This window comes from Jiangella muralis (assembly GCF_001270745.1).
Lineage (GTDB): Bacteria > Actinomycetota > Actinomycetes > Jiangellales > Jiangellaceae > Jiangella > Jiangella muralis.
On record NZ_LFXL01000053.1, the window covers coordinates 1 to 19573 of the forward strand.

Below are 19573 nucleotides of genomic sequence, written 5' to 3' on the forward strand. Positions count from 1 at the left end.
CCCGAGGCGGCCGCCCGCGCCAAGGCTCGCGCCGGCGGGTGGACCAGTTCGGCCGAGGGGTACGACATCTGCCCGGCCTGCGCGCCGAAGCCGGCCGCGGAGTCGCCGCTACCCGAGCCGGGCCCGCCGCGCCTCGACACGTCCGAGTGGCCGCAGTGAACGCGCTCGCGGCCGAGCTGGTCGCGTTCCTGCGCGCCCGGTGGGACGAAGCCGAGGCCACCGCGTCGGCCGCCGCCGTGCGGCCGATCGTTGCGTCGAGCAGCATGTACGGCACCCCCGGAGATCGCAAGCCGCGGCAGGCCGACGCGTTCGGCGTGATCTGGTACCGCCACGATGACGGGTGGAACGGCAGCGACCGCGGCACGTTCGAGGCTGGTGAAGCCCACTTCGCCATGTTCGACCCGGCGTACGTGCTGGCCGACATCGCGGCCAAGCGGCGCATCGTCGATATGTACGAGCGTGCCGTCAGGGTCGAGGCAGGCGAAACAGACGCTCGCCTACGGCCGTTCTGGACCGAGGAGCGGGCGGCGTTTCAGCGCGCCGTCGAAGCTCTGGCCACGGCCTATGCCACACACCCGGACTACCGGCCCGAGTGGGTGGCATGACGGCGCATCAGCTCGACGTGTTCACCGCGGTCGGCGCGCCCCTGCCGGCCATCACCACACCCGAGGACCGGCGTCGGTCCCTGCTGCGCGCCGCGTGGCTGCTGTCGCTCCGGTCCCGGCACACCCGCCGCGCCTACGGCGTCGACATCGACCGATGGTTCGCGTTCCTCGACGAGCACGGCGTCGGCTTCCTCGAAGCCCGCCGGCTGCACGTCGACGGATGGCGCGACGCCGGCGCCGGCAGCGCCATACCCAACCCCAAGCCGTCGACCGTTGCTCGGCGCCTCGCCGCGGTCGGCTCGTTCTACACGTACCTCGTGCGGGAAGAAGTCGAGGACGCCCGCAACCCGGTCGCGCACGCCGCCCGCCCGTACGTCGACCCCGACGCGTCGTCGACCCGCGGCCTGTCCCGCGACGAGGCGTCGACCCTGCTCATGCGCTCCCACCTTGCTGGGCCGCGCGCGGCCGCCGGCGTGGCGCTCATGCTGCTCGACGGGCTGCGCGTGGAGGAAACCGTCAACATCGACGTTGCCGACCTCGGCACCGACCGAGGGCACCGAACCATCGACGTGACCCGGAAAGGCGGCGCCCGGAAGCGGGTCGCGGTCTCGCCGGCCGCCTGGTACCTGATCGAGCGGTACCTCGACGACCGGACCGAAGGGCCCCTGTTCATCACGAGCAACGGTCGCCGGCTGACGACGACGGGCGCATACCGCGACGTCCAGCTCGCGGCGGTCACGGCCGGTCTCAACGACCCGCGGTCGGTCACCCCGCACGTCCTGCGGCACGCGTTCGCGACACTGTCCCTGGACGCCGGCGTGCCGTTGCGCGACGTTCAGGACGGCCTTGGTCACAAGGACCCGCGGACGACGCGCCGGTACGACCGGGCCCGGAACCGGCTCGACCGGCACCCCACGTACGCCCTGTCGGCGCACCTGGCCCCGGCCGACGAGTGAGGGCGAACGTCCGGAACGTTCGGTACCATGCGATCGTGCCGATTGACGAGTGGAGCGAAGAGCCCCGGTACCGCCAGCTCGCCGCGATCCTGCGCGACCGCATGGCCACTGACGCGATACCGGCCGGCGGGAAGCTCCCCACCGAGGTCGAGTTGATGGACGAGTTCGGCCTCGGTCGCAGTACCGTTCGGGCCGCGATTCAGGTGCTCCGTGATGAGGGGCTGGTCGTCGCCAGGCCGGCCCGCGGCACCTTCCGCGTCCCCACCCCCAAGCAGTAGCCCCGCAGACGCGGCGGCGGGGCTGCCAAGCCCACCGTCTTCGGTCGTCCGGTTGTGCCTACAAGCGGTGTCTCGGGGGACCTCGGTCCCCAGTGAGACGGTGCGTTCAGCCAAATGCGGCGCCTCTGGGGGCTTGGCAGTACCGGCAGCATACATCGATATCCAAACGTTCCAAACGTTCGGTATCATGCCTGAGTGATCATCTGGTGGCGTAGAGCCCTCATCGCAGTATCAGCAGCCGCCGCGGTACTGGCGTCGTTCGTGTTCCTCCGCGATCTCGCCATCTACGCCGGCTGGCCCACCTGGACGGCGCCTCTGCTGCCGCTGTCCCTCGACGCGCTCGCGGCCGCAGCTCTCACCGAGTACCGGCGCACGCGGTCTCGTACCGCCGCCGCGGTATCGGTCGGCGCCGTCGCGGCGACCGTCACCGGGAACGCGGCTTCCCACCTGCTCAGTACCGACATGCTCGATCCCGGCTGGGTGGTCGTCACCGCCGTCGGGTCCGTGCCGGCCATCACGGTCGGTCTCGTGGTTCACCTGTTCACCGGAAGGACCGACCCCGAATGGAACCCGACCTCGACCACGGTGACGCCCGATACCGCCCCCGTAGCTGGTCTGGCCTCGCCGCCTGCGCCCTCGTCGGTCACCGCCGAGACGGCGCCGGCGATTGCGGCCGCTGCGGTATCGGCTACCAAGCCGCCCCGGAACCGCAGCGACGACGAGCTGTTGCGACTCATTCGCAGCCGTGGGTTGGAGGACGCCCCGCTGAGGGCTTTGACCTCCGAGTTGAGCGTGTCGCAGACCCGGGCGAAGCGGCTGAAAGACAAGCTCTCGATACCGCCGGCCCCCATCAGCTCGCGATCGGACCAGGAAGCGGCGGCATGACCACCAGTACCGGCCAAGCCGGCCCCGACACCGAGACGCCGCGCACCACTCCCCCGGCCGCCGGTACCAGTACCGCCAGCCACGACCGGGAGGAGCCGATCCGGCCGCCGTGGATGCGTGACGGCGCGCTCGTCGATACCGTCCGCACCGTCAGCCGCCGCAAGGTCCGCACCGTCGCCCGTCACTCCATGTGGGCGCCGGGGTACGCGCTGCGGCTGCTGCGGTGGTTCCCCCGCGGCCTGTGGCGGGCGGCGGCCTGGGCGGTACGGACGACGCTCGACGCCGAGACCAGTACCTTGCAGCACGCCCACGCGGGCCGGGGTGAGTCCGCCGAGTTCGTCACTCTCGAACGTGTCCACCGGGCACGCGTGCACGATCGGCTCATCGTGGCCGGTATCGTCGCTGCCCTCGTCGCCGGCGGCGCGGTTTCGCTGTGGCTGCTCGCCCCGCGGCTGGTATCGGTCGCTGTCGCGGCGGTGCTGGTGCTGCTGCTCGGGTGGATCGGCCGGCCGAAGGATCGGCCCTTGCTCAACGCGGTACCGCTCGTCGACGGCGCACCGCCGCCGATGTCGGCACCGATGGTCACTGAGGCCCTGGCCAGGGTCGGTATCGGCGGCATGAACGACGCCGACGGTATCGGGCTGCTGTACGACGTCGCCCGTACCGCCGGCGGGTACCAGGTCGGCCTAGAGCTGCCCGCCGGCGTCACCGCCACCAAGGTCATCGCGAAGCGGGAGGAGCTGTCGGCGGCGCTGCGCCGCGAACTCGGTACCGTCTGGCCCACCCGCGGGAAGCGGCACGAGGGGCACCTAGAGCTGTACGTCGCCGACGAGCCGGTATCGACCGCACGTCAGCGGCCGTGGGCGCTCATGGACAAGGGTCAGGTCAACATCTTCGACCCGGTGCCGCTGTTCACCGACCAGCGCGGCCACTGGATGAAACTGCTGCTGGCCTACACGTCCGGCGTCATCGGTGGCCTGCCCCGCATGGGCAAGACGTTCGTGATGCGGCAGCTTGGGCTCGTGTTCGCGCTCGACCCCCGGTGCGTGATCTACGCCTACGACCTCAAGGGCACCGGGGACTTTGGGCCGTTGTCGCTGGTGGCGCACGGGTACGGGGTCGGCGACGAGCCTGACGACATGCGCGACCAGCTCGTGCAGCTCCGCGGCCTGCACCGCGAGATGCGGCGCCGGGTGAAGGAGATCCGGAACCTCGCCGAGTCCAACCGGGCACTGTGCCCTGAGAACAAGATCACGGACCAGATCGCGTCCATGCGGGACCTGCGGATGGGCCCGGTGCTGCTGCTCGTCGACGAGTGCCAGGTGTGGTTTGAGCACCCGGACAAGGCGACCCGTGAGGAACTGATCCAGATATGCACTGACCTGGTGAAACGTGGCCCGGCGGTCGGCATTCACTCGTACTTTGGGACGCAGAAGCCGGACGCGAGCAGCATCCCTACGGCGATCTCCGCGAACGCCGCGGTGCGGTTCTCGTTGAAGGTCATGGGGCAGCCGGCGAACGACGCTGTCCTCGGCACTGGGGCGTACAAGACCGGCATCAACGCGACCGTGTTTGCCTACGAGGACAAGGGCATGGGGTACCTGCGCGCCGACGGCGCCGAGGCGCAGATCGTGCGCAGCGTGTTCGGGCTCGACGGCGTCCAGGCCGAGAAGATCGGTCTGCGGGCGCGGGCGGCGCGGGAGGCGGCCGGGCTGCTGTCGGGGTACGCCGCCGGTGAGGACATCGCCGATGTCATGCAACAGGTCGACTTCCTCACCGACTGCCGGACCGTGGTCGGGTCGGCCGACACCATCCACCTGGGCGACCTCGCGGCCGGCCTGGCGGCGCTGCGGGAGCCGACGTACGGGTCGCTGACGGCGCACAGCGTCGGCCGGCAGCTCCGGGAGCTGGGTATCGAGCCCAAGACCGTGTGGGACGCCTCGAAGCCCCGGGGGCCGGCGTCTGGGAAGGGTGTCGAGCGGGCACAGCTCAACGTGTCGGCGACCGACCCGGACGGCGACGAGGACGGCCGCGAGTAGGCCGCAGTCTGCTGACCCACGGGCCCGGGTGCTGACCGGCCAGTCAGCACCCGGATTCGGTTGTGACCTGCATGCTTACCCGATCCGGTCAGCGTGAGAGGCTGCCGTCAGGGCCGCTGTGAGGGCGTCGTCGGCGGGTCAGCGCCCGGTCCGGTCAGCACCGAGTAGAGTGATCACGCCAGCCCATCGAGGTGGGTGAGGAAGCGAGGCCGGTGACCCCGTTCGCGGGGCCCGGCCGGACGAGACGCCGAGGGCAGTAGCCCGAGGAAGACGTGAGCCCGGCGGCCGGTCGGAATGACCGGTAGGCCGGGCTCACGCATGTCCGGGCCCGTCCGAGGGTGGGCCGGACGGGGCCCGGCGTCTATCCGGTCAGCACGGCGCCGCGGCACCACGTACACGACCCCGCGTGCAGCTCGTCGACCCGCACCCACCAGCCACACGAGCCGCACTCGTCCAGCACGTCGCCGGCCCACCGGAACGCCGCCGCCGGCGGCGCCTCAACGGCCACGGTCACCGGCGGCCGCGCTTCCCGGACCAGCCGTGCGCTTCGAGGTCGGCGAGCTTGTCCTCGATGGCCTGGGTAACGATGTCCTGAATCTCGACGTCGTGATCGATCGCCGCGCGGCGCACCCGCTTCCGTAGGTCCGTCGACACCCGTACCGACAGCGCCACGTACCGCGGGCCCTCGTCGTCACCCGACGTCGCCGGCGCGTTCGTCATCCGCGTCACCTGCGCCTCAACACTGCGCGGCGCCGCCGCCGCCCGTCGCTCTGTCGCTGCCATCACTGACCCCCTGCTCGTTCGTCCAGCTCTTTCGCGAGATCCCCGTACGCCGTCGACAGCGCGCGGCCGGCGTCGCCGGCCAGCCACGCCGCCGGCGCCCCCGCGCCGGACGCCTCGTCACTCTTCACCCGGTGCGGGATGACCGCCCGCGTCACCAACTCCCCGTACAGCCGCCGGACCTCGTCGAGCCGTTCGACGTGCTCGTTCACCCGCCGGTCAACCGCTAACGGCACGATCGCGGACACCCGCAACTCGGGCTCAAAGTCGCGCCGCAGCACGTCGACCATCTCGACCGTGTCCGCGACCCCATCGAGAGACATCCGCTCAGGGTGCGTCGGGATGATCACCGTGTCGGCAGCCAGCGCCGCGGACACCATGCCCGGCCCGAGGTCCGGTGGGCAGTCGAACAGGACCCGGTCGTACTTCTCCCCCACGCCGGTCTCTGCGACCGCACGCCGCAGCCAGAACACCAGGTCAGGACGCGCGCTCTTCCACACGTCTTCCAGGTCGAGGGACGCCGGCACGATGTCGACGCCGCCCCACTGTGCGTCAGCCCGCACGATCACGTCGACCAGGCCGACGTTCGTCCGCCCGGTCGGGCCGAGCGCATCGGCAAGAGTGGGCAGGTCAGCGCGAACGTTGGCGTCGGCGATGACTGTCTTGGTCGCGGCGGCCTGCTTGTCACAGTCGATGACGAGGACCGTCTCACCGCGAGACGACCATGTGTACGCGAGGTTGAGGGTCGTCGTGGTCTTCCCAACGCCGCCCTTCTGATTGGCCACCGCCAGCGCGGTCACGTGTGATCGGTTCCTCTCTGGCCTGGGCATGTGCGGGATAGCCCGCCGTTTCAGTGTTGCACGCTAGCTAGCTGGCTGGCTAGCGACACGCGTTCGGTCCCACCGTGACGCACCCGCCGGCGGCAGCGTCGCGGCCATGGAGCAGACCACCGCGCAGCGCCCGAGCGCGCCGCGACCGAGCGTCGGCCGGGCCGTGCACTACGTCAGCTACGGCACCCCAGGAGGCGAGTACCGAAGCCAGTGCCGTGCGGCCGTCATCACCGAGACCGGTGACGACGACACCGTCGTCGGGCTCGCCGTGATCAACCCCACCGGCATGTTCTTCCAGCCCCTCGCCTCCGGCGGGTGCCGGCAGGAAGAGGACACCGACCAGCACCCGGGCGGTACGTGGCACTGGCCCGAACGGGTGGGCTGACCATGGCCACCGCCACCATCCGCGGCGTAGAGCTGGTCAAGGCCGGGAAATGGAACGCCTCGACCGGGCCCGTCGAGGTCACCACCGAAGACCTGGCATCGATCGTCGAGGCGTACGGCGACGCCGGCGTCGACCGGCCCGTGATCAAGCTGGGGCACATCGACCCCAGGTTCGACGGCGAGCCGGCGCTCGGGTGGGTCGCGAACGTCCGCGCGAAGGACGGCGACCCCGACACGGTGGTAGGCGACATCGTCGGCATCCCGGCGAAGCTCGCCGAGATCATGCCGACGGCCTACCGGCGCCGCTCGGTCGAGATCGCGCACGGGCTGCGCACCGCCGCCGGCAAGACGTACCGGGCCGCGCTCACCGGGCTCGCGCTGCTCGGCGTCTCCCGGCCCGCCGTGAAGGGACTGGCTGACGTCCTCGCGCTGTACGGCGCGCCGCCGGCCGAGGCCGAGCGGGTCGACCTGGTCGAGTTCGTCGACGGCGTCGACGACGCGGCCGCCGTCGCCTGGCTGGCCGCTGCCCGTGTCGAGGTCGTCCAGCTCGCCGAGGCCAGCGGCATCCCCGACGACAAGGTCGACGCCGCCCTCGCGCGGCTCGACCGTCTCGCCGGCGTGCACGACACGGCATCCATCCCACACGCGGTCGTCGACCCCGCCAAAGCTGACGACGACGGCACAGACCAGGGCCCGGCAACCGCCGGCGCCACGAACGGAAGGAAGCGCATGGCCAAGATCAAGCGCGACCAGGTGACCGCCGCGCTGGCCGAGGCCAGCGACGACGACGTCGAGGCGAAGCTGCGCGAGCTGCTGGGCGACGACGGCACCGAGGACGCGGACAAGGCCAAGGCCGCCGAGGCTGCCGAGGCGGCCGAGGCCGAGAAGGCGAAGAAGGACGCGGCCGACAAGGTCGACGAGCCGAAGCCGAACGACGACGGCACCGTCACCTTGACCGCGGCGCAGCTCACCGCGCTCACGCAGAACGCGTCCCTGGGTGCGGCCGCGCACGGCGAGTTGGCCGAGCAGCGGCACGCCCGCATCCTCGACGACGCGGTGCGCGCCGGGAAGATCACGCCCCCGGAGCTGGAGGCGTGGCAGACCGCGCTCACCGGCGACGAGCCGGGCACGGTCACGCTGCTCGACAAGATCCAGCCGCGGTTCAACACCGAGGCCGCCGGCCACGCGACCACGCCCGCGACGACGCAGCTCAGCGCCTCGGAAGAGGCCGCGTGGGCGGCGTTCGAGTCGGACACGTTCGGCATCACCGACGGGAGCAAGTGACATGGCGAACGACGCGATCCCCCTCTACGCCCCCGGCTCCGACCTCACCTGCAAGGCCGCGTCGAACGTGACCGGCAAGCGGCTCGTCAAGGTGTCCGGCAACGGCTCGGGCAACGTCCTCGTCGCGCACTCCGGTGCAGGCGAAGCCGCGTTCGGTGTCGCCGGGTGGGACGTCGCGACGGGCCAGCTCGTCAACGTCCTCCGTGAGGGCGTCCTGCCCGTCACCGCCGGCACGAACCTCACCGCCGGCGCCGTCGTCCAGGCCGGCGCGGCCGGCGTCGTCGTCGCGGTCTCGACCGGCATCCCCATCGGGACCGTCGTGTTCGACGTCGCCAGCGGCGCCGACGCGTTCGTCGCGTTCAACCCCGCCCTCGTCGCCTGACCGGGCCCCGACAACCCGTCTGACCAGCAAAGGAGATAGACCGTGCTGACAAACCCGCCGGGGCCGCCCACCATCAACGGCCGGCTGATCACCGTCGACATGTGGCTCAAGAACCCGACGAGGGTCCAGCGAGTCATGGAGGAGCTGTCGCGCGAGCGGTTCGTCGCCGACTTCCTCTTCGCCCCCGGCGACGCGCAGGGCGGCGCCGTGATCTACGACCAGGTCACGGAGCAGGACCTCTACACCGACCGCGACGTGCAGGAGATCGCGCCCGGTGCCGAGTTCCCCCTCGTGGGTGCGTCGGACCCGACCCCCAAGGTCGACGCCGTCGTCAAGCGTGGTGGAGCGTTCCTCGTCACGTACGAGAACGTGCGCCGCAACCAGCGCGACGTCATCCAGCGGGGCACCACCAAGCTTCGCAACACGATGATCAAGAAGGTCGACAGTGTCGCCATGGCGAAGATCACCGCCGAGCCGCTGAAGCAGGGCGGCAACGCGGCCGACGAGTGGACCGTCGCCGCGACCGGCGACCCGCTGTCGGACTTCTACACCGCGAAGTCCGCGATCAGCCAGAGTGACCTCGGCTACGAGCCCGACACGACGGTCATCCACCCGTCCGACGCGCTCAACCTGTTGAAGCGGAAGGACATCCGCGACGCGCTGCCTCGGGAAAACACCACCATCAACCCGGTCCTGTCGGGGAAGCTGGCCGGTCTCGCGGGCATCGAAAACTGGGTCGTCACCAACCGGCAGACCGCCGGCGTCGTCGACGTCTGCCAGGCGAAGATCATCGGCTCGCAGCGCGACGAGCTGCCCCTGTACACGCGGGTCATCGACCTGCCGTGGCGCGAGGCGTGGCTCGTCCAGGCCGGCCGGGTGTCCGTGCCGATCATCACGGACCCGCTCGCCATCTACCGGATCTCCGGTACGCAGTGATGGCGGGCCCCACCACTGCGGAGAAGCGCGAGGCCGCCAAGGCCGCCGCGCTCGCCAAGCTGGCCGCCGGCGCGGACCCCGCACCGGACGTCAGCTCCGCGGCGCCCACAGCCCCGGAGACGGCCCCCGCGGTCGCCCCGGTGCCCGAGGTCGCCGCACCGACTCCCGGCGCCAGCAGCCCCCCTGCTGGCGCCGGGGACAGCGCGCCGGCCGCCTCCCCCGAGGCGCCCGGCGCAGAGGCCACCGTCGACGGCGCGGGCAACGCCGACGACGGGGCCGCAGCCGAGGCGGCCCGCGCGGCCGCCCTGGCTCTGCTCGTGGCCGGCGGGGCACCGGTCACGAGTTCCACGGTGGGTGGTGGGGACGCCGCCCCGCAACCGGTCATCACGCCCAACGGCGTGGTCCGGGAGTGGGGCGGCTCCCGCCGCATGCTCGTCGTCGCGTCGCGGTTCAACGTGATGGTCAACGGCCAGCACAGCACCGCCCAGCGCGGCGACGTCGTCCTCATCGACGACAAGTACGCCGACCGCGGCGTCAAGCTCGGCGTCCTCGCACCGGCGCCCGACGCCAGCGCGTAGCACTAGACCAGGAAAGGAGAGCGGCGAATGGCTGAGGGCCAGCCTTGGGGCGCGACCGTCGACGGTGTCGCCGCTCTCCTACCTGACGCGCCGCTGCTCGAATCGGCGCCGGTGAACCCGCAGCCCGGGCAGAAGATCGTCACCAGGGCCACCGTGCAGGAGTGGGTTGACCAGTTCTGCGCGAAGGTGGCGCTACGCCTCGACGGGTGGGAAGCGCTGCGCGATGACTCGCGGCGGGAGTACGTGAAGCTCACTGCCTGCGACCTCGTGCACAACGCGGCCGGCAGCTACGCGCAGGCGGCCCGGTTCCCCGAGCGTGCAGGCAAGGCGACCGACAGCTACTCGGGCATCCTGTGGGACCGCTACACCACCGGCCTCGACGCCCTGGCGAAGCTGGTCGAGGAGTGGACGCAGGACCCCGACGAGTCGGCCGACCCGACGTCGGACCGGCCGGCCTGGTCGTTCCCGCCGGTGACGTTCTACGACGGCATCAGGTGGTGACGTCGTGCGGATCTCGTTCGCGTTCTACGGCGACGTGCAGCTCGACCGCACGCTCGCCCGCGTCGGCGACAACGTCGACGACCTGACGCCGGTCTGGTACTGGCTCGCCGAGTCGTTCCAGCGTGCCGAGACCCGGCAGTTCAACAGCGAAGGTGCGTTCGCGTCGGGCGGCTGGTCGCCGCTGTCGCCGCGGTACGCCCGCTGGAAGGCACGCCACTACCCCGGCACGCGAGTCCTCGAACGCACAGGCGCGCTGCGAAAGAGCCTGACCACGCGGCCGTTCGGGGTCGAGGTCATCGAGAACAAGTCGATGGCGATCGGCTCCGACGTCGACTACGGCCGCCACCACCAGCGCGGCGGCGCCGGGCTGCCGCAGCGGCGCCCGGTCGAGCTGACGGAGAACATGCGCCGCGAGTGGATGCGCCGCATCCAACGCTTCGTGATCACCGGCAACGCCTAACCCACCTGACCAGGAGAAACGCTCATGGATGCGGCCTACTTCGCTCGGCTCGGCTCGACCGGCCCGGACGCCATCACGCACATCGGGCTCGTCAACGGCGCCGGCGTCGAACTGACCGGCGGCGACCCGGCCTACGCGCGGCAGCCCGTCACCTGGACTGACGCCGCGCTCGCCCGGCCGACGACCGACCTGCCGTTCGACATCCCGCCGGGCTCGACCGTGGCCGGGTGGCGCGGCTACAGCGCTGCCACCGGCGGCACGAACTACGGCGGCGCCGCCGTCGTCGACGACCAGGGCGCCCCGGCCCCCGAGACGTACACCGGGCAGGGCACGTACCTGCTGCGCGCCGCCGACACGGGCATCCTCCACCGCGCCCCGGTGGGCTGACCGTGACCGTCACCCGGTTCGACGGCGCTACCCTGCCCGCCGGGTGGACGGCCGTCACTCCGGCGGGCTCGTCGGTCGTCGTCGGCGGCGGGTACGCCGAGCTGGCCATCGCCCCCGGCCAGACCATGAACAGCCTGTTCACGACGGGGACCACACCGCAGGGCCCGCACATCTGGACCCCGGTCGGCGGGTCGTGGGACATCGCCGTCGCGCTGGCGGAAGAGTCGATCACTCTCCCCAATCAGGGTCTCGACCTGCTCGCGCTGAACTCGGCGACGATCCAGGGTGCCCGGTTCGCGTCGTTCACCGACGCGCAGGCCGGCACGTTCCGCGCCGACCGGATGTGGTTCGGGTTCCACCGGTGGGGCACGACGAACACCAGCGGCACCCGCGCCTCCATCACCACGACCGACACCCTCGGCAGCGTCCTCTACGGCGGCCCGACGTGGCTTCGGCTCGCCTACGACCAGCCCACCACCACGTTCACCTACTCGGCCAGCATGGACGGCCGCACCTGGTACGTCATCGCGACGGCCGTTTCGGCGGTGCCGGCTGACCGGTTCGCCATCCACGCCACAGCCACACCCTCCGGGACCGAGGGCCGCGTGCAGCGCATCGCCGCCGTCGTCGACATGGTCGGCCGCAGCGGCGACGCCACCACACCGCCGCCGGCCGTGACCCGGCGGACCATCCACGCGACGAACTTCGCCGACGGCGCGGTGCCGGCGTGGCTCACCCCGGCCACGGCCGCGGGCGGCACGGTCACCCCGGCCACGGGCAGCGTCACCCTGTCGACGGACGGGACGCAGCTCGGGTCGCTCGCCTGGCTGACGGCGGCCGCGGATCTACCCGCTGATCACGGCATGCTGCTCCGCTACGAGATCCCCGTCGCCGGGCACACGAACTCGTTCTGGGTGCCCACGATCCGCGGCGCGGCCACGACCAGCGTCGCCGGCGCCAAGACCCCCGACGACAAGTTCGGCGCCGGCGTCTCGATGCTGTTCGAGCTGCCCGCCCGGCAGCACTCGACGGCTGGCACCGTGATCCGGCTGCTGCGCCGCTCCCCCATCGCTACCGCGGCGTCGATGACCGGGACGCGTGAGTTCGACGGCTACACGATGCTCGTTGAGAACCTGGCCGGTGAGGTGTCCACCGTCGGTGGCCCGGTCACGTGGGTCCGGCTGGAAGCGGCCGGCGACACGATCCGTGGGCGCCTCTGGTACGACGGCAATCCCGAGCCGTCGACGTGGCCGTACCAGGTCGAGGACCACATGCGGAAGGGGCTGCGGGCTGCCATCACGCTCGCGCACAACGACGCGACGAACGAGGCCGCGGCGTCTGCTGTGCGGCTGTCCTCGGTCGAGCTGTACGAACTCGCCGAGCATCACGAGGGCGGCGGGGTCGCCGTCGTGGAGGCCGCGCCCACCGGTGGCGGGCTGTCGGCCCGGCCCGGCGGCGCCGTCTCCGTGGCCGAGGCGGTCGCCGACGGCGGCGGGGTCAGCTCGCGAGCCGGCGGCGGCGTCGCCCTGGTCGACGTCATCGCGGACGGCGACGGCTCGTCGGGCCGCGCTGGCGGCGGCGTGTCCGTCGTGGAGGTCGTCGCGTCCGGTGGTGGCGGGCCCTACGTCCAGGACCCGACCGGCATCGAGGGCGCCTCCGAGCTGGTCGCCGCAGCGGTCCGCGACCGCATGCCGGGGAAGCTGACCGAGCTGCGCGCCCGCTACAGGGTCGGGCCCGACAAGCTGCCAGACCTGGCGCACGTGCTCGCCCACGACCAGGTACAGCTACCGATCGAGTTTTGGCCGTGCGTGCTGGTCGTCGGGCAGGACACCCGCGCCATCACGCCCGCCCGGGTGACCGGCACCACCGAGAGCTACGCGTGCACGTACGCGCTGCGGCTGTTCGTGTGGGCCCGCGGCACCCACGCCGCCGAGACCGACACCGCGCGGAAGCGGTACACGCTCGCGGTGCGTGAGCTGCTGCTGACGCGCCGCGTCCTCGGCCCGCTGGCCGCGGTCGCCCCGACGTCGATCACCGAGTCGTACAGCGAGGTTGCCGTCGACGACTCGGCGGCCACCATCGCCGGTGCGTACGTCACCGTCGACGTCACGGTCGAGGAGACCATCGACCACGGCGGCGTCGGCACGGTCGAGTCGATAGCGCTCGACACGGGCGCCCTCCCACCACATCCCGCGCTCTGAAACGACGCTGCCGGTATGGCTCAGTGGGAGACGTTGTACAACCCCGGCGACACGCCGCGCCGGCGCACCGCGGACGGCCGCATGATCGGCGCCCGCTCCTGGGGCACCGGCGACGTCGAGTCGCCGGTCGTCGCCGCTGCTGTCGCCGCGTGCCGGCTGCTCGTCGTCCAGACCCTCGACCCGGTACCGGCGACCGGCGTCACCAGGGCGGCCGCTGCTGCCATGCGTGAGACGCACGAGGCGCGGCACCTGGCCGCGCAGGCGCGCGAGCGCCGACGTTCCCGCGCGAAGACCAACACCGACGACACGGCGGCCGACGGCGGCGCCGGCGACAGCGAGGAGTGACATGCCCGGCGTAACCATCACCACAGCGACCCGGCAAGGGCCGGTCGCGCCGGCCAGCGACCAGGCCGCGCGGTACTTCGTGCTCGGCCTCACCGAGCGCGGCGACGCCACCGTCCCCGTCCGGGTGCGGTCCCTCGGCGAGTACGAGGCGCTGCTCGGGCAGCGTGTCGCGTACGGCGCGCTGCACGACGACCTGCGGGTGTTCTTCGAGGAAGGCGGCGCCGAGGCGTTCGTCGCCCGCGTCGTCGGGCCGGCCGCGTCCGCCGGCACGTTGCAGCTCATGGACCGCGCGACCCCGGCGGTCGCGACGCTGTCCGTGACCGCGGCGTCGCCCGGCGCCTGGTCGACCGGGATGACCGTCGCCGTCGAGGCCGGCACCGCCGCCGGCACGTTCCGGCTTGTCATCTCCTACGGCGGCCGCGTCGTCGAGCGGTACGACAACATCGCCACGCCGGCCGCCGCCGTCACCCGCACCGCGGCGTCGACGTGGATCACCGTCGCCGACCTCGGTTCGGTCACCGCGGCGCCCGACAACCTCCCGGCCGTTCTCGCCGCGACGGCGCTGTCGGCCGGCACCGACGACCGCGCCAACGTCGACGCGCCCGAGGTCGTCGCCGCGGCCGCCCGGTTCGCCCCCGAGCTGGGCGCCGGCATCGTCGCCGCGCCTGGCTACACCGCCGACCTCGTCGGGCCCGGCCTGATCGAGCACGCCCGCACGCACAACCGGCTCGTCGCGCTGGCGATGGACGTCGACGCGGTCGAGTCCGAGGCGACCGCAGCCGCGGCCACTCTGGGCGCGCTGCCGGGCTCGGAGCACGCCGGCCTGTTCTACCCGTGGGTGCTGATGCCGGACGGCGCAGGCGCCCGCCCGATCCCGCCCGAGGGGTACGTCGCGGCGTGCCGGGCCCGCGCGCACCGCGACGTCGGCCCGTGGCGCGCGCCGGCCGGGCAGATCGCGCAGTCCCGGTACATCCTCGGCCCGTCGGTCGAGCTGAACCGGGCCGCCGGCGACGCCCTCGACGAGGGCCGCGTCAGCGCCATCCGCCGCATCGTGAACACGACCCGCCTCTACGGGTGGCGGTCGCTGTCCCCCGATGCCGACAACTACGCCCTGCTCGTCGGGCGGGACATGCTCAACTACCTCGCGGTGCAGGCCGAGGCGCTGCTCGAACCGTTCGTGTTCGAGACCATCGACGGCGGCGGCCGGCTGCTGTCGCGAGTCGAGTCCACCCTCGTCGGGCTCGTCGACCCGATCCGCGCCGACGGCGGCCTGTTCGAGCGGCTGACCGAGGACGGCGAGCAGATCGACCCCGGCTATTCCGTCGACGTCGGCGAGACCGTGAACACCGACGCCGTGCTCGCGTCGAACACGATCAACGCCGTGCTCGCCGTCCGGGTGTCGCCGGTCGGCACCCTCATCCGGCTCACCATCGTCAAGGCCGCCCTGACGGCGTCCGTCTGAGAAGGGAGAAACCGATCATGGCGCGCGCCAGTCAGCGGCAGTTTCTCGTGAACGTGCAGGGCATCCCGGAGTACTTCGCCACGCAGACCGGCGGTGAGGTCACCGCCGCTGTGTCGAAGGTGTGGGACGGCGGGAAGCTTCAGCCGTCGACGCTGTCGGCGCCGGCCGAGACGTCGAATCTCGTCATCGGTCGGCCGTACGACCCGCAGCGCGACCAGCCCGTCATCGCGTCCCTGCGGAAGCAGGTCGGCCGGCTGCGCCGCACCGTCACCAAGCAGCCCACCGACGCCGACCTCACCCCCATTGGGCGGCCGACGACGTACCCGAATTCGCTGCTCGTCCGGGTCAACGACCCGGAACTCGACTCGTCCAGCGGCGACGCTGCGACCTTCGAGATGGAGTGGGCGACCGACGGCGCCGCCTGACCCCCGAAGACCACCGGCCGGCGGCCGAGTAGCCGCGCCACCAGCAGAGAGCGGGCAACCGCCGCCGGCCGGTAACCACCACGCCACCCACCAGAGGAAGGACCCGCCCATGACCAGCCCGACCGACTTCCAGTTCGAGAGTGGCGCCCGCGCCGACCTCGACGCCCTGCCCGCCGACGCACCGCACGAGCCCCGCCGCCGCGGGCCCGTCGAGGACGAAACCACCGCGCTCGACGACGATGGCCCGTCCGACCTGGAAATGATCGCGACCGACGTCAAGCAGAAGCTCGGCGAGCCGGTCCCGATCAAGGTCAAAGGGCGCCCCGGCTACACCGCGTGGTGCCGGACCAACGTCGAAAGCGGCGAGATCTCGAAGTGGCGGAAGATCGCCCGCGTCAAGCGGGAGCAGATCGACGACGTCAAGTTCGCCGGGCTGATCCTCGCGTACACGTGCGTCGCCATCCACAAGAACGGGAAGCGGCTGCTCGGCGAGGACGAGGAACCGCTCACGTTCCGACACCCCGACCTGCTCGACGTGCTGAAGGTGCGCAGCGCGGCCGACGCCGCTAAGGCGTTCTTCGGCCGCGACGGCGACCTCGACTCGGCCGCCAAGACCGTTCTCGCCGAGTCCGGATGGGGTGACGACGCCGACGTTGTGGACCCTACGTAAGCCGCGTCTTCGCCCTGATCAGGGATGACGCGCGAGTCCACGCCGCGGCGAACATCGCGTACCTGTTCAAGATCGACCCGGCCGTCGTGCTCGGCGAGCGGGACAGGGTCACGGCCGCGGTCCGCATCGCCGCGGCCCGACACGTGAACGACGAGATCTCCAAGGCGAACCGAAAGAGCTGATGGGAGGCGGGACGGGTGGACGATGACGAGATCGTCGTCAAGGCGTCACTCGAAGATGACCTGTCCCGCGCCCTCGCGAAGGTCCGCGAAGGCATCCGTAAGACCAAGGACGACACCGACCAACTCGACCGGTCGGCCAAGCGGTCGAGTAAGTCGCTCTCGGAGATGACGGCCGGTGTCGGCGGGCTGGCCCGCCGACTCGGCGGCGGCGTCCTCACCCTGTTGAAGGGGGCAGCTACCGGCGTCGCCGCGCTGACCGCGGCAGCAGTCATCGGCGGCGCCAAGCTGCTCGGCATGGCCAGCGACGCCGCGGAGACGGCGTCGGCGTTCTCGACGGTGTTCGCCAGCGCGGCGGCCGAAGTCCAAGGATACATTGACGAAACGTATTCGCGTTTCGGAATTCCTACCGCTGAATTGAAAGCGGCCGCAAATACGTTCGGTATTTTCGGTAAGGCTGCCGGCGTGCCGATCGACGCGTTGGGCGATTTCTCGACGTCGCTCACGCAGGCCGGCCTTGACCTGTCCAGCTTCTACAACGCTGACCCGACCGAGGTCTTCATGGCGCTCCGGTCCGGGCTCGCCGGCGAAGCCGAGCCGCTGCGACAGTTCGGCATCTTCCTCAGTGACGCCACCATGAAGGCGCAGGCGGCGACGATGGGGATGACCGGCGAGCTGACCGAGGCGCAGAAGGTCATGGTCCGGCACCAGCTCATCATGCAGGGGCTCGGCGACGCGAACGGCGACCTCGAACGCACGTCGGACGGGCTCGCGAACAAGATGCGCGCCATCAAGGGCCGGTTCATCGAGGCCGCCACCGCGGTCGGTACGGCGCTGCTGCCGGCCGCCGAGCAGGCAGCGCAGGCGCTCGACTCCCGCCTCGGGCCCGCCGTCGACGGCCTGGTCGCCAAGGTGCCCGAGTTCGCCGACCATGTCGAGCGGGCCGCCGCGCTGGTGCCGGAGCTGTGGGCGGCGCTGTCGTCCGGTGACGCGCGCGGCGCCGCCGAAACGATCGACGCCATGCTCGGCGGGACGGGCGACCTGATCGGCCCTATCGAGGACGGCCTCACGTCCTTCGCTGACTTCGCCGACGACGCCGGCACCGTCCTCCGTGACGTGCTGCTGCCCACCATCGACGACCTGTCCGGCGCGCTGCCGGCGTTCCTCAGTCCGCTCGGTCTGGCCCGTGAGGGGCTGGGGTTCGTGGCCGACAACGCCGAGGAGCTGCAACCGGTCCTCGCTGCTGTGCTGGCCGGGTTCGTCGCGTACCGGACGATCGGATGGCTGGCCGGAACGTACCGCGCCATCTCGGCCGCCATCGCCGGCACCACGCTCGCGCAGAAAGGGCTCAACGCGGCGATGCGCGCCAACCCCCTCGGTACAGTGATAACCATTCTCAGTTTGCTTGTGGCCGCGATCACGTACGCATGGCAGGAATCGGAGACGTTCCGCGACATCGTGACCGGGGCGTGGGACGCCGTCAAGCAGGGCGCCATCTGGCTTGCCGAGGTCGCCGTCACCGCGTTCCGGCACCTGGTGAACTTCTACCTGACCGTGGTCGAGACGCTGGTCAACGGCGCCGCGCGGGCGTTCGGGTGGGTGCCCGGCCTGGGTGACAAGCTCGACGGCGCGGCCGACGCCATCTCCGGTTTCAAGGAAGACGCGAACGAGGCCCTGGGCGGCATCGAGCGCGAGCTAGAGATCATGGCCGACCCGTCGAAGGCCGAGGCTGCGATCAACGAGCTGCGGACCAGCGTCGCGAACAAACCGATATGGGTGCAGATCCAGGCCGCTAACAACACCGGCATGCCGATCAGCTCGTTCGCCGGCAACGGAGTTGGGTCCGGGACGGTACTGGCGCCCGGCATGGGCGACACCGCCACCAGCCGCGGCCGCGGGCCCGGCAACCTGAAACGCACCCTCTCCGCGCACTACGGCATCGCCATGTCGCTCGGCGGCGGGTACGGGATCTCGAACGCGCTCGTCGGCGGGGGTGGCCACGGCGGCGGCTCCGGTGACCACCAGGCCGGCCGCGCTGTCGACGTCGTCGGGCGGAACCTCCCGCAGTACGCGCGCGCCGTCCGGGCCGGCGGCGGGTACGCCGCCATCCACGGCGACGGCGGCGGCCGCCACGTCCACGCGGTCATGGGTGACACCGCCACCCCGCGGCACGGCTCGGTCGGCTCCGGCGGCGCCGGCGTCGTCGTCGCCGAGGGCGCCGTACAGGTGACCGTCGTCAACCCCCGCGACGACGCCGAGATCGAGGACGCCGTCGAACGCGCGCTGCGGCGCATCCTCCGCGAGCAGGAAGAACGGACCCGCTGATGGCCACTGTTGCGATCCGCCGCCGCACCGACAGCCGCGCCGCCGCCCCGCCGCGGAAGCACCCCAAGGCGTACATCCAGGACGAGTCCGGGCGCCGGTTCATCTTCCCGTTCGCGCCGCGCATCCTCGACGCCGGCGGCGACGCTCCCGAGTTCACGCTCGTCAAGCGGCCCGGCCGGCGGCCGCTGCGGCGCCGCGTCGGCGGGCACTCCCGCACGCTCCGGTTCTCCGCGATCATCGGTGAGACCGACGCGCAGGAACCCATCGAAGCCGAGATCAACCAGCTACGGCAGATCGCCCGGCACGGTGAGCGGGTGCTGCTGTACCGGCTCGGGCAGATCTCGGGCGACTGGTGGAAGATCGACGATCTCACCATCACGACCGAGGCGATGCAGGCCGGGACGAACCGGATCACCCGCGCGACCGCGAACGTGTCCCTGGGTGAGGACTACAGCGTGCGGCCGAAGATCGCCCGCACGGCGCCGAAGCCGCCGCCCCCGAAGCCGCCCCGGCCGGCCACCCGGACGTACGTCGTGAAGAAGGGCGACACCCTGTGGGAGATCTCCCGCAAGTTCCTCGGTGACCCGTACCGGTGGAAAGAGATAGCCAAGCTCAACGGCGTCAAGGACCCGAGGAAGCTCCAGATCGGGCACAAGCTGACGATCCCGCCGCGGTGACGTG

23 protein-coding genes are annotated in these 19573 nt (G+C 71.6%); 20 read left to right on the plus strand and 3 right to left on the minus strand.

Features of this window, described 5'->3' with window-relative positions; translation table 11 throughout:
• The first annotated feature begins 155 nt into the window (after positions 1-155).
• The 5 genes from ACW62_RS30650 to ACW62_RS30670 all read left to right on the plus strand — a co-directional run bounded on the left by ACW62_RS30650 (position 156) and on the right by ACW62_RS30670 (position 4763).
• Complete coding sequence (locus ACW62_RS30650; protein ID WP_053207932.1) at positions 156-605, plus strand: DUF6221 family protein; 450 nt, start codon at positions 156-158, stop codon at positions 603-605.
• The gene (locus tag ACW62_RS30655; RefSeq protein ID WP_083460364.1) at positions 602-1561 is read left to right on the plus strand and encodes a tyrosine-type recombinase/integrase; all 960 of its coding nucleotides are present in this window, start codon (positions 602-604) and stop codon (positions 1559-1561) included. Before ACW62_RS30650 ends, ACW62_RS30655 begins: the two co-directional genes overlap by 4 nt.
• A gap of 35 nt (positions 1562-1596) precedes the next feature.
• Positions 1597-1839 carry a winged helix-turn-helix domain-containing protein gene (locus tag ACW62_RS30660; RefSeq protein WP_157575096.1) on the plus strand — a complete coding sequence of 81 codons (243 nt, stop codon included), beginning with the start codon at positions 1597-1599 and terminating at the stop codon, positions 1837-1839.
• Between the two features lie 195 nt (positions 1840-2034).
• The gene (locus ACW62_RS30665) at positions 2035-2724 is read left to right on the plus strand and encodes a DUF2637 domain-containing protein (protein ID WP_053207934.1); all 690 of its coding nucleotides are present in this window, start codon (positions 2035-2037) and stop codon (positions 2722-2724) included.
• The gene (locus tag ACW62_RS30670; RefSeq protein WP_053207935.1) at positions 2721-4763 is read left to right on the plus strand and encodes an FtsK/SpoIIIE domain-containing protein; all 2043 of its coding nucleotides are present in this window, start codon (positions 2721-2723) and stop codon (positions 4761-4763) included. The genes ACW62_RS30665 and ACW62_RS30670 overlap by 4 nt, the downstream gene beginning before the upstream one ends.
• Positions 4764-5124: 361 nt before the next feature.
• Here the strand turns inward: ACW62_RS30670 and ACW62_RS34500 are convergent, their stop codons facing one another.
• From ACW62_RS34500 to ACW62_RS30680, 3 genes are all read right to left on the minus strand, one after another.
• The gene (locus ACW62_RS34500; RefSeq protein ID WP_157575097.1) at positions 5125-5277 is read right to left on the minus strand and encodes a hypothetical protein; all 153 of its coding nucleotides are present in this window, start codon (positions 5275-5277) and stop codon (positions 5125-5127) included.
• Positions 5274-5483, minus strand: a complete 210-nt coding sequence (locus ACW62_RS30675; protein WP_053207936.1) for a hypothetical protein — start codon at positions 5481-5483, stop codon at positions 5274-5276. The genes ACW62_RS34500 and ACW62_RS30675 overlap by 4 nt, the downstream gene beginning before the upstream one ends.
• Positions 5484-5545: 62 nt before the next feature.
• Complete coding sequence (locus ACW62_RS30680; RefSeq protein ID WP_053207937.1) at positions 5546-6343, minus strand: ParA family protein; 798 nt, start codon at positions 6341-6343, stop codon at positions 5546-5548.
• A 136-nt stretch (positions 6344-6479) separates the two neighbouring features.
• Between ACW62_RS30680 and ACW62_RS30685 the strand changes: the two genes are divergently transcribed.
• From ACW62_RS30685 to ACW62_RS35490, 15 genes are all read left to right on the plus strand, one after another.
• Complete coding sequence (locus ACW62_RS30685) at positions 6480-6758, plus strand: hypothetical protein (protein ID WP_053207938.1); 279 nt, start codon at positions 6480-6482, stop codon at positions 6756-6758.
• Between the two features lie 2 nt (positions 6759-6760).
• Complete coding sequence (locus ACW62_RS30690) at positions 6761-8041, plus strand: hypothetical protein (RefSeq protein ID WP_053207939.1); 1281 nt, start codon at positions 6761-6763, stop codon at positions 8039-8041.
• A gap of 1 nt (position 8042) precedes the next feature.
• Positions 8043-8423: a capsid cement protein gene (locus ACW62_RS30695; protein ID WP_053207940.1), complete on the plus strand. Its 381-nt coding sequence runs from the start codon at positions 8043-8045 to the stop codon at positions 8421-8423.
• 42 nt (positions 8424-8465) lie between these two features.
• Positions 8466-9359, plus strand: a complete 894-nt coding sequence (locus ACW62_RS30700; RefSeq protein WP_053207941.1) for a major capsid protein — start codon at positions 8466-8468, stop codon at positions 9357-9359.
• Entirely contained in the window at positions 9359-9937 is a 579-nt protein-coding gene (locus ACW62_RS30705; RefSeq protein WP_157575098.1) for a hypothetical protein, read from the plus strand. Before ACW62_RS30700 ends, ACW62_RS30705 begins: the two co-directional genes overlap by 1 nt.
• 27 nt (positions 9938-9964) lie before the next feature.
• The gene (locus tag ACW62_RS30710; RefSeq protein ID WP_053207943.1) at positions 9965-10438 is read left to right on the plus strand and encodes a hypothetical protein; all 474 of its coding nucleotides are present in this window, start codon (positions 9965-9967) and stop codon (positions 10436-10438) included.
• A 4-nt stretch (positions 10439-10442) separates the two neighbouring features.
• Complete coding sequence (locus ACW62_RS30715; RefSeq protein WP_053207944.1) at positions 10443-10898, plus strand: phage virion morphogenesis family protein; 456 nt, start codon at positions 10443-10445, stop codon at positions 10896-10898.
• A gap of 24 nt (positions 10899-10922) precedes the next feature.
• Positions 10923-11285, plus strand: a complete 363-nt coding sequence (locus ACW62_RS30720; protein ID WP_053207945.1) for a hypothetical protein — start codon at positions 10923-10925, stop codon at positions 11283-11285.
• A gap of 2 nt (positions 11286-11287) precedes the next feature.
• Complete coding sequence (locus ACW62_RS30725) at positions 11288-13486, plus strand: hypothetical protein (protein WP_053207946.1); 2199 nt, start codon at positions 11288-11290, stop codon at positions 13484-13486.
• A gap of 15 nt (positions 13487-13501) precedes the next feature.
• Complete coding sequence (locus tag ACW62_RS30730; protein WP_053207947.1) at positions 13502-13831, plus strand: hypothetical protein; 330 nt, start codon at positions 13502-13504, stop codon at positions 13829-13831.
• A gap of 1 nt (position 13832) precedes the next feature.
• Positions 13833-15293 carry a hypothetical protein gene (locus ACW62_RS30735; RefSeq protein ID WP_053207948.1) on the plus strand — a complete coding sequence of 487 codons (1461 nt, stop codon included), beginning with the start codon at positions 13833-13835 and terminating at the stop codon, positions 15291-15293.
• Positions 15294-15310: 17 nt separating this feature from the next.
• Positions 15311-15718: a hypothetical protein gene (locus tag ACW62_RS30740; RefSeq protein ID WP_157575099.1), complete on the plus strand. Its 408-nt coding sequence runs from the start codon at positions 15311-15313 to the stop codon at positions 15716-15718.
• Positions 15719-15827: 109 nt separating this feature from the next.
• Positions 15828-16388, plus strand: a complete 561-nt coding sequence (locus ACW62_RS30745) for a hypothetical protein (protein WP_053207950.1) — start codon at positions 15828-15830, stop codon at positions 16386-16388.
• Positions 16389-16585: 197 nt separating this feature from the next.
• Complete coding sequence (locus tag ACW62_RS30755) at positions 16586-18892, plus strand: phage tail tape measure protein (protein ID WP_157575100.1); 2307 nt, start codon at positions 16586-16588, stop codon at positions 18890-18892.
• Entirely contained in the window at positions 18892-19569 is a 678-nt protein-coding gene (locus tag ACW62_RS35490) for a LysM peptidoglycan-binding domain-containing protein (RefSeq protein WP_053207953.1), read from the plus strand. The genes ACW62_RS30755 and ACW62_RS35490 overlap by 1 nt, the downstream gene beginning before the upstream one ends.
• Positions 19570-19573: the final 4 nt, after the last annotated feature.

Bases quoted from the DNA above. Each gene is read 5' to 3' on its own strand.
- ACW62_RS30735 (WP_053207948.1), top strand. From the start codon at position 13,833: ATGCCCGGCGTAACCATCACCACAGCGACCCGGCAAGGGCCGGTCGCG.
- ACW62_RS30740 (WP_157575099.1), top strand. From the start codon at position 15,311: ATGGCGCGCGCCAGTCAGCGGCAGTTTCTCGTGAACGTGCAGGGCATC.
- ACW62_RS30695 (WP_053207940.1), top strand. From the start codon at position 8,043: ATGGCGAACGACGCGATCCCCCTCTACGCCCCCGGCTCCGACCTCACC.
- ACW62_RS30730 (WP_053207947.1), top strand. From the start codon at position 13,502: ATGGCTCAGTGGGAGACGTTGTACAACCCCGGCGACACGCCGCGCCGG.
- ACW62_RS30745 (WP_053207950.1), top strand. From the start codon at position 15,828: ATGACCAGCCCGACCGACTTCCAGTTCGAGAGTGGCGCCCGCGCCGAC.
- ACW62_RS30685 (WP_053207938.1), top strand. From the start codon at position 6,480: ATGGAGCAGACCACCGCGCAGCGCCCGAGCGCGCCGCGACCGAGCGTC.
- ACW62_RS30675 (WP_053207936.1), bottom strand. From the start codon at position 5,483: ATGACGAACGCGCCGGCGACGTCGGGTGACGACGAGGGCCCGCGGTAC.
- ACW62_RS35490 (WP_053207953.1), top strand. From the start codon at position 18,892: ATGGCCACTGTTGCGATCCGCCGCCGCACCGACAGCCGCGCCGCCGCC.
- ACW62_RS30720 (WP_053207945.1), top strand. From the start codon at position 10,923: ATGGATGCGGCCTACTTCGCTCGGCTCGGCTCGACCGGCCCGGACGCC.
- ACW62_RS30690 (WP_053207939.1), top strand. From the start codon at position 6,761: ATGGCCACCGCCACCATCCGCGGCGTAGAGCTGGTCAAGGCCGGGAAA.
- ACW62_RS30710 (WP_053207943.1), top strand. From the start codon at position 9,965: ATGGCTGAGGGCCAGCCTTGGGGCGCGACCGTCGACGGTGTCGCCGCT.
- ACW62_RS30655 (WP_083460364.1), top strand. From the start codon at position 602: ATGACGGCGCATCAGCTCGACGTGTTCACCGCGGTCGGCGCGCCCCTG.
- ACW62_RS30705 (WP_157575098.1), top strand. From the start codon at position 9,359: ATGGCGGGCCCCACCACTGCGGAGAAGCGCGAGGCCGCCAAGGCCGCC.
- ACW62_RS30670 (WP_053207935.1), top strand. From the start codon at position 2,721: ATGACCACCAGTACCGGCCAAGCCGGCCCCGACACCGAGACGCCGCGC.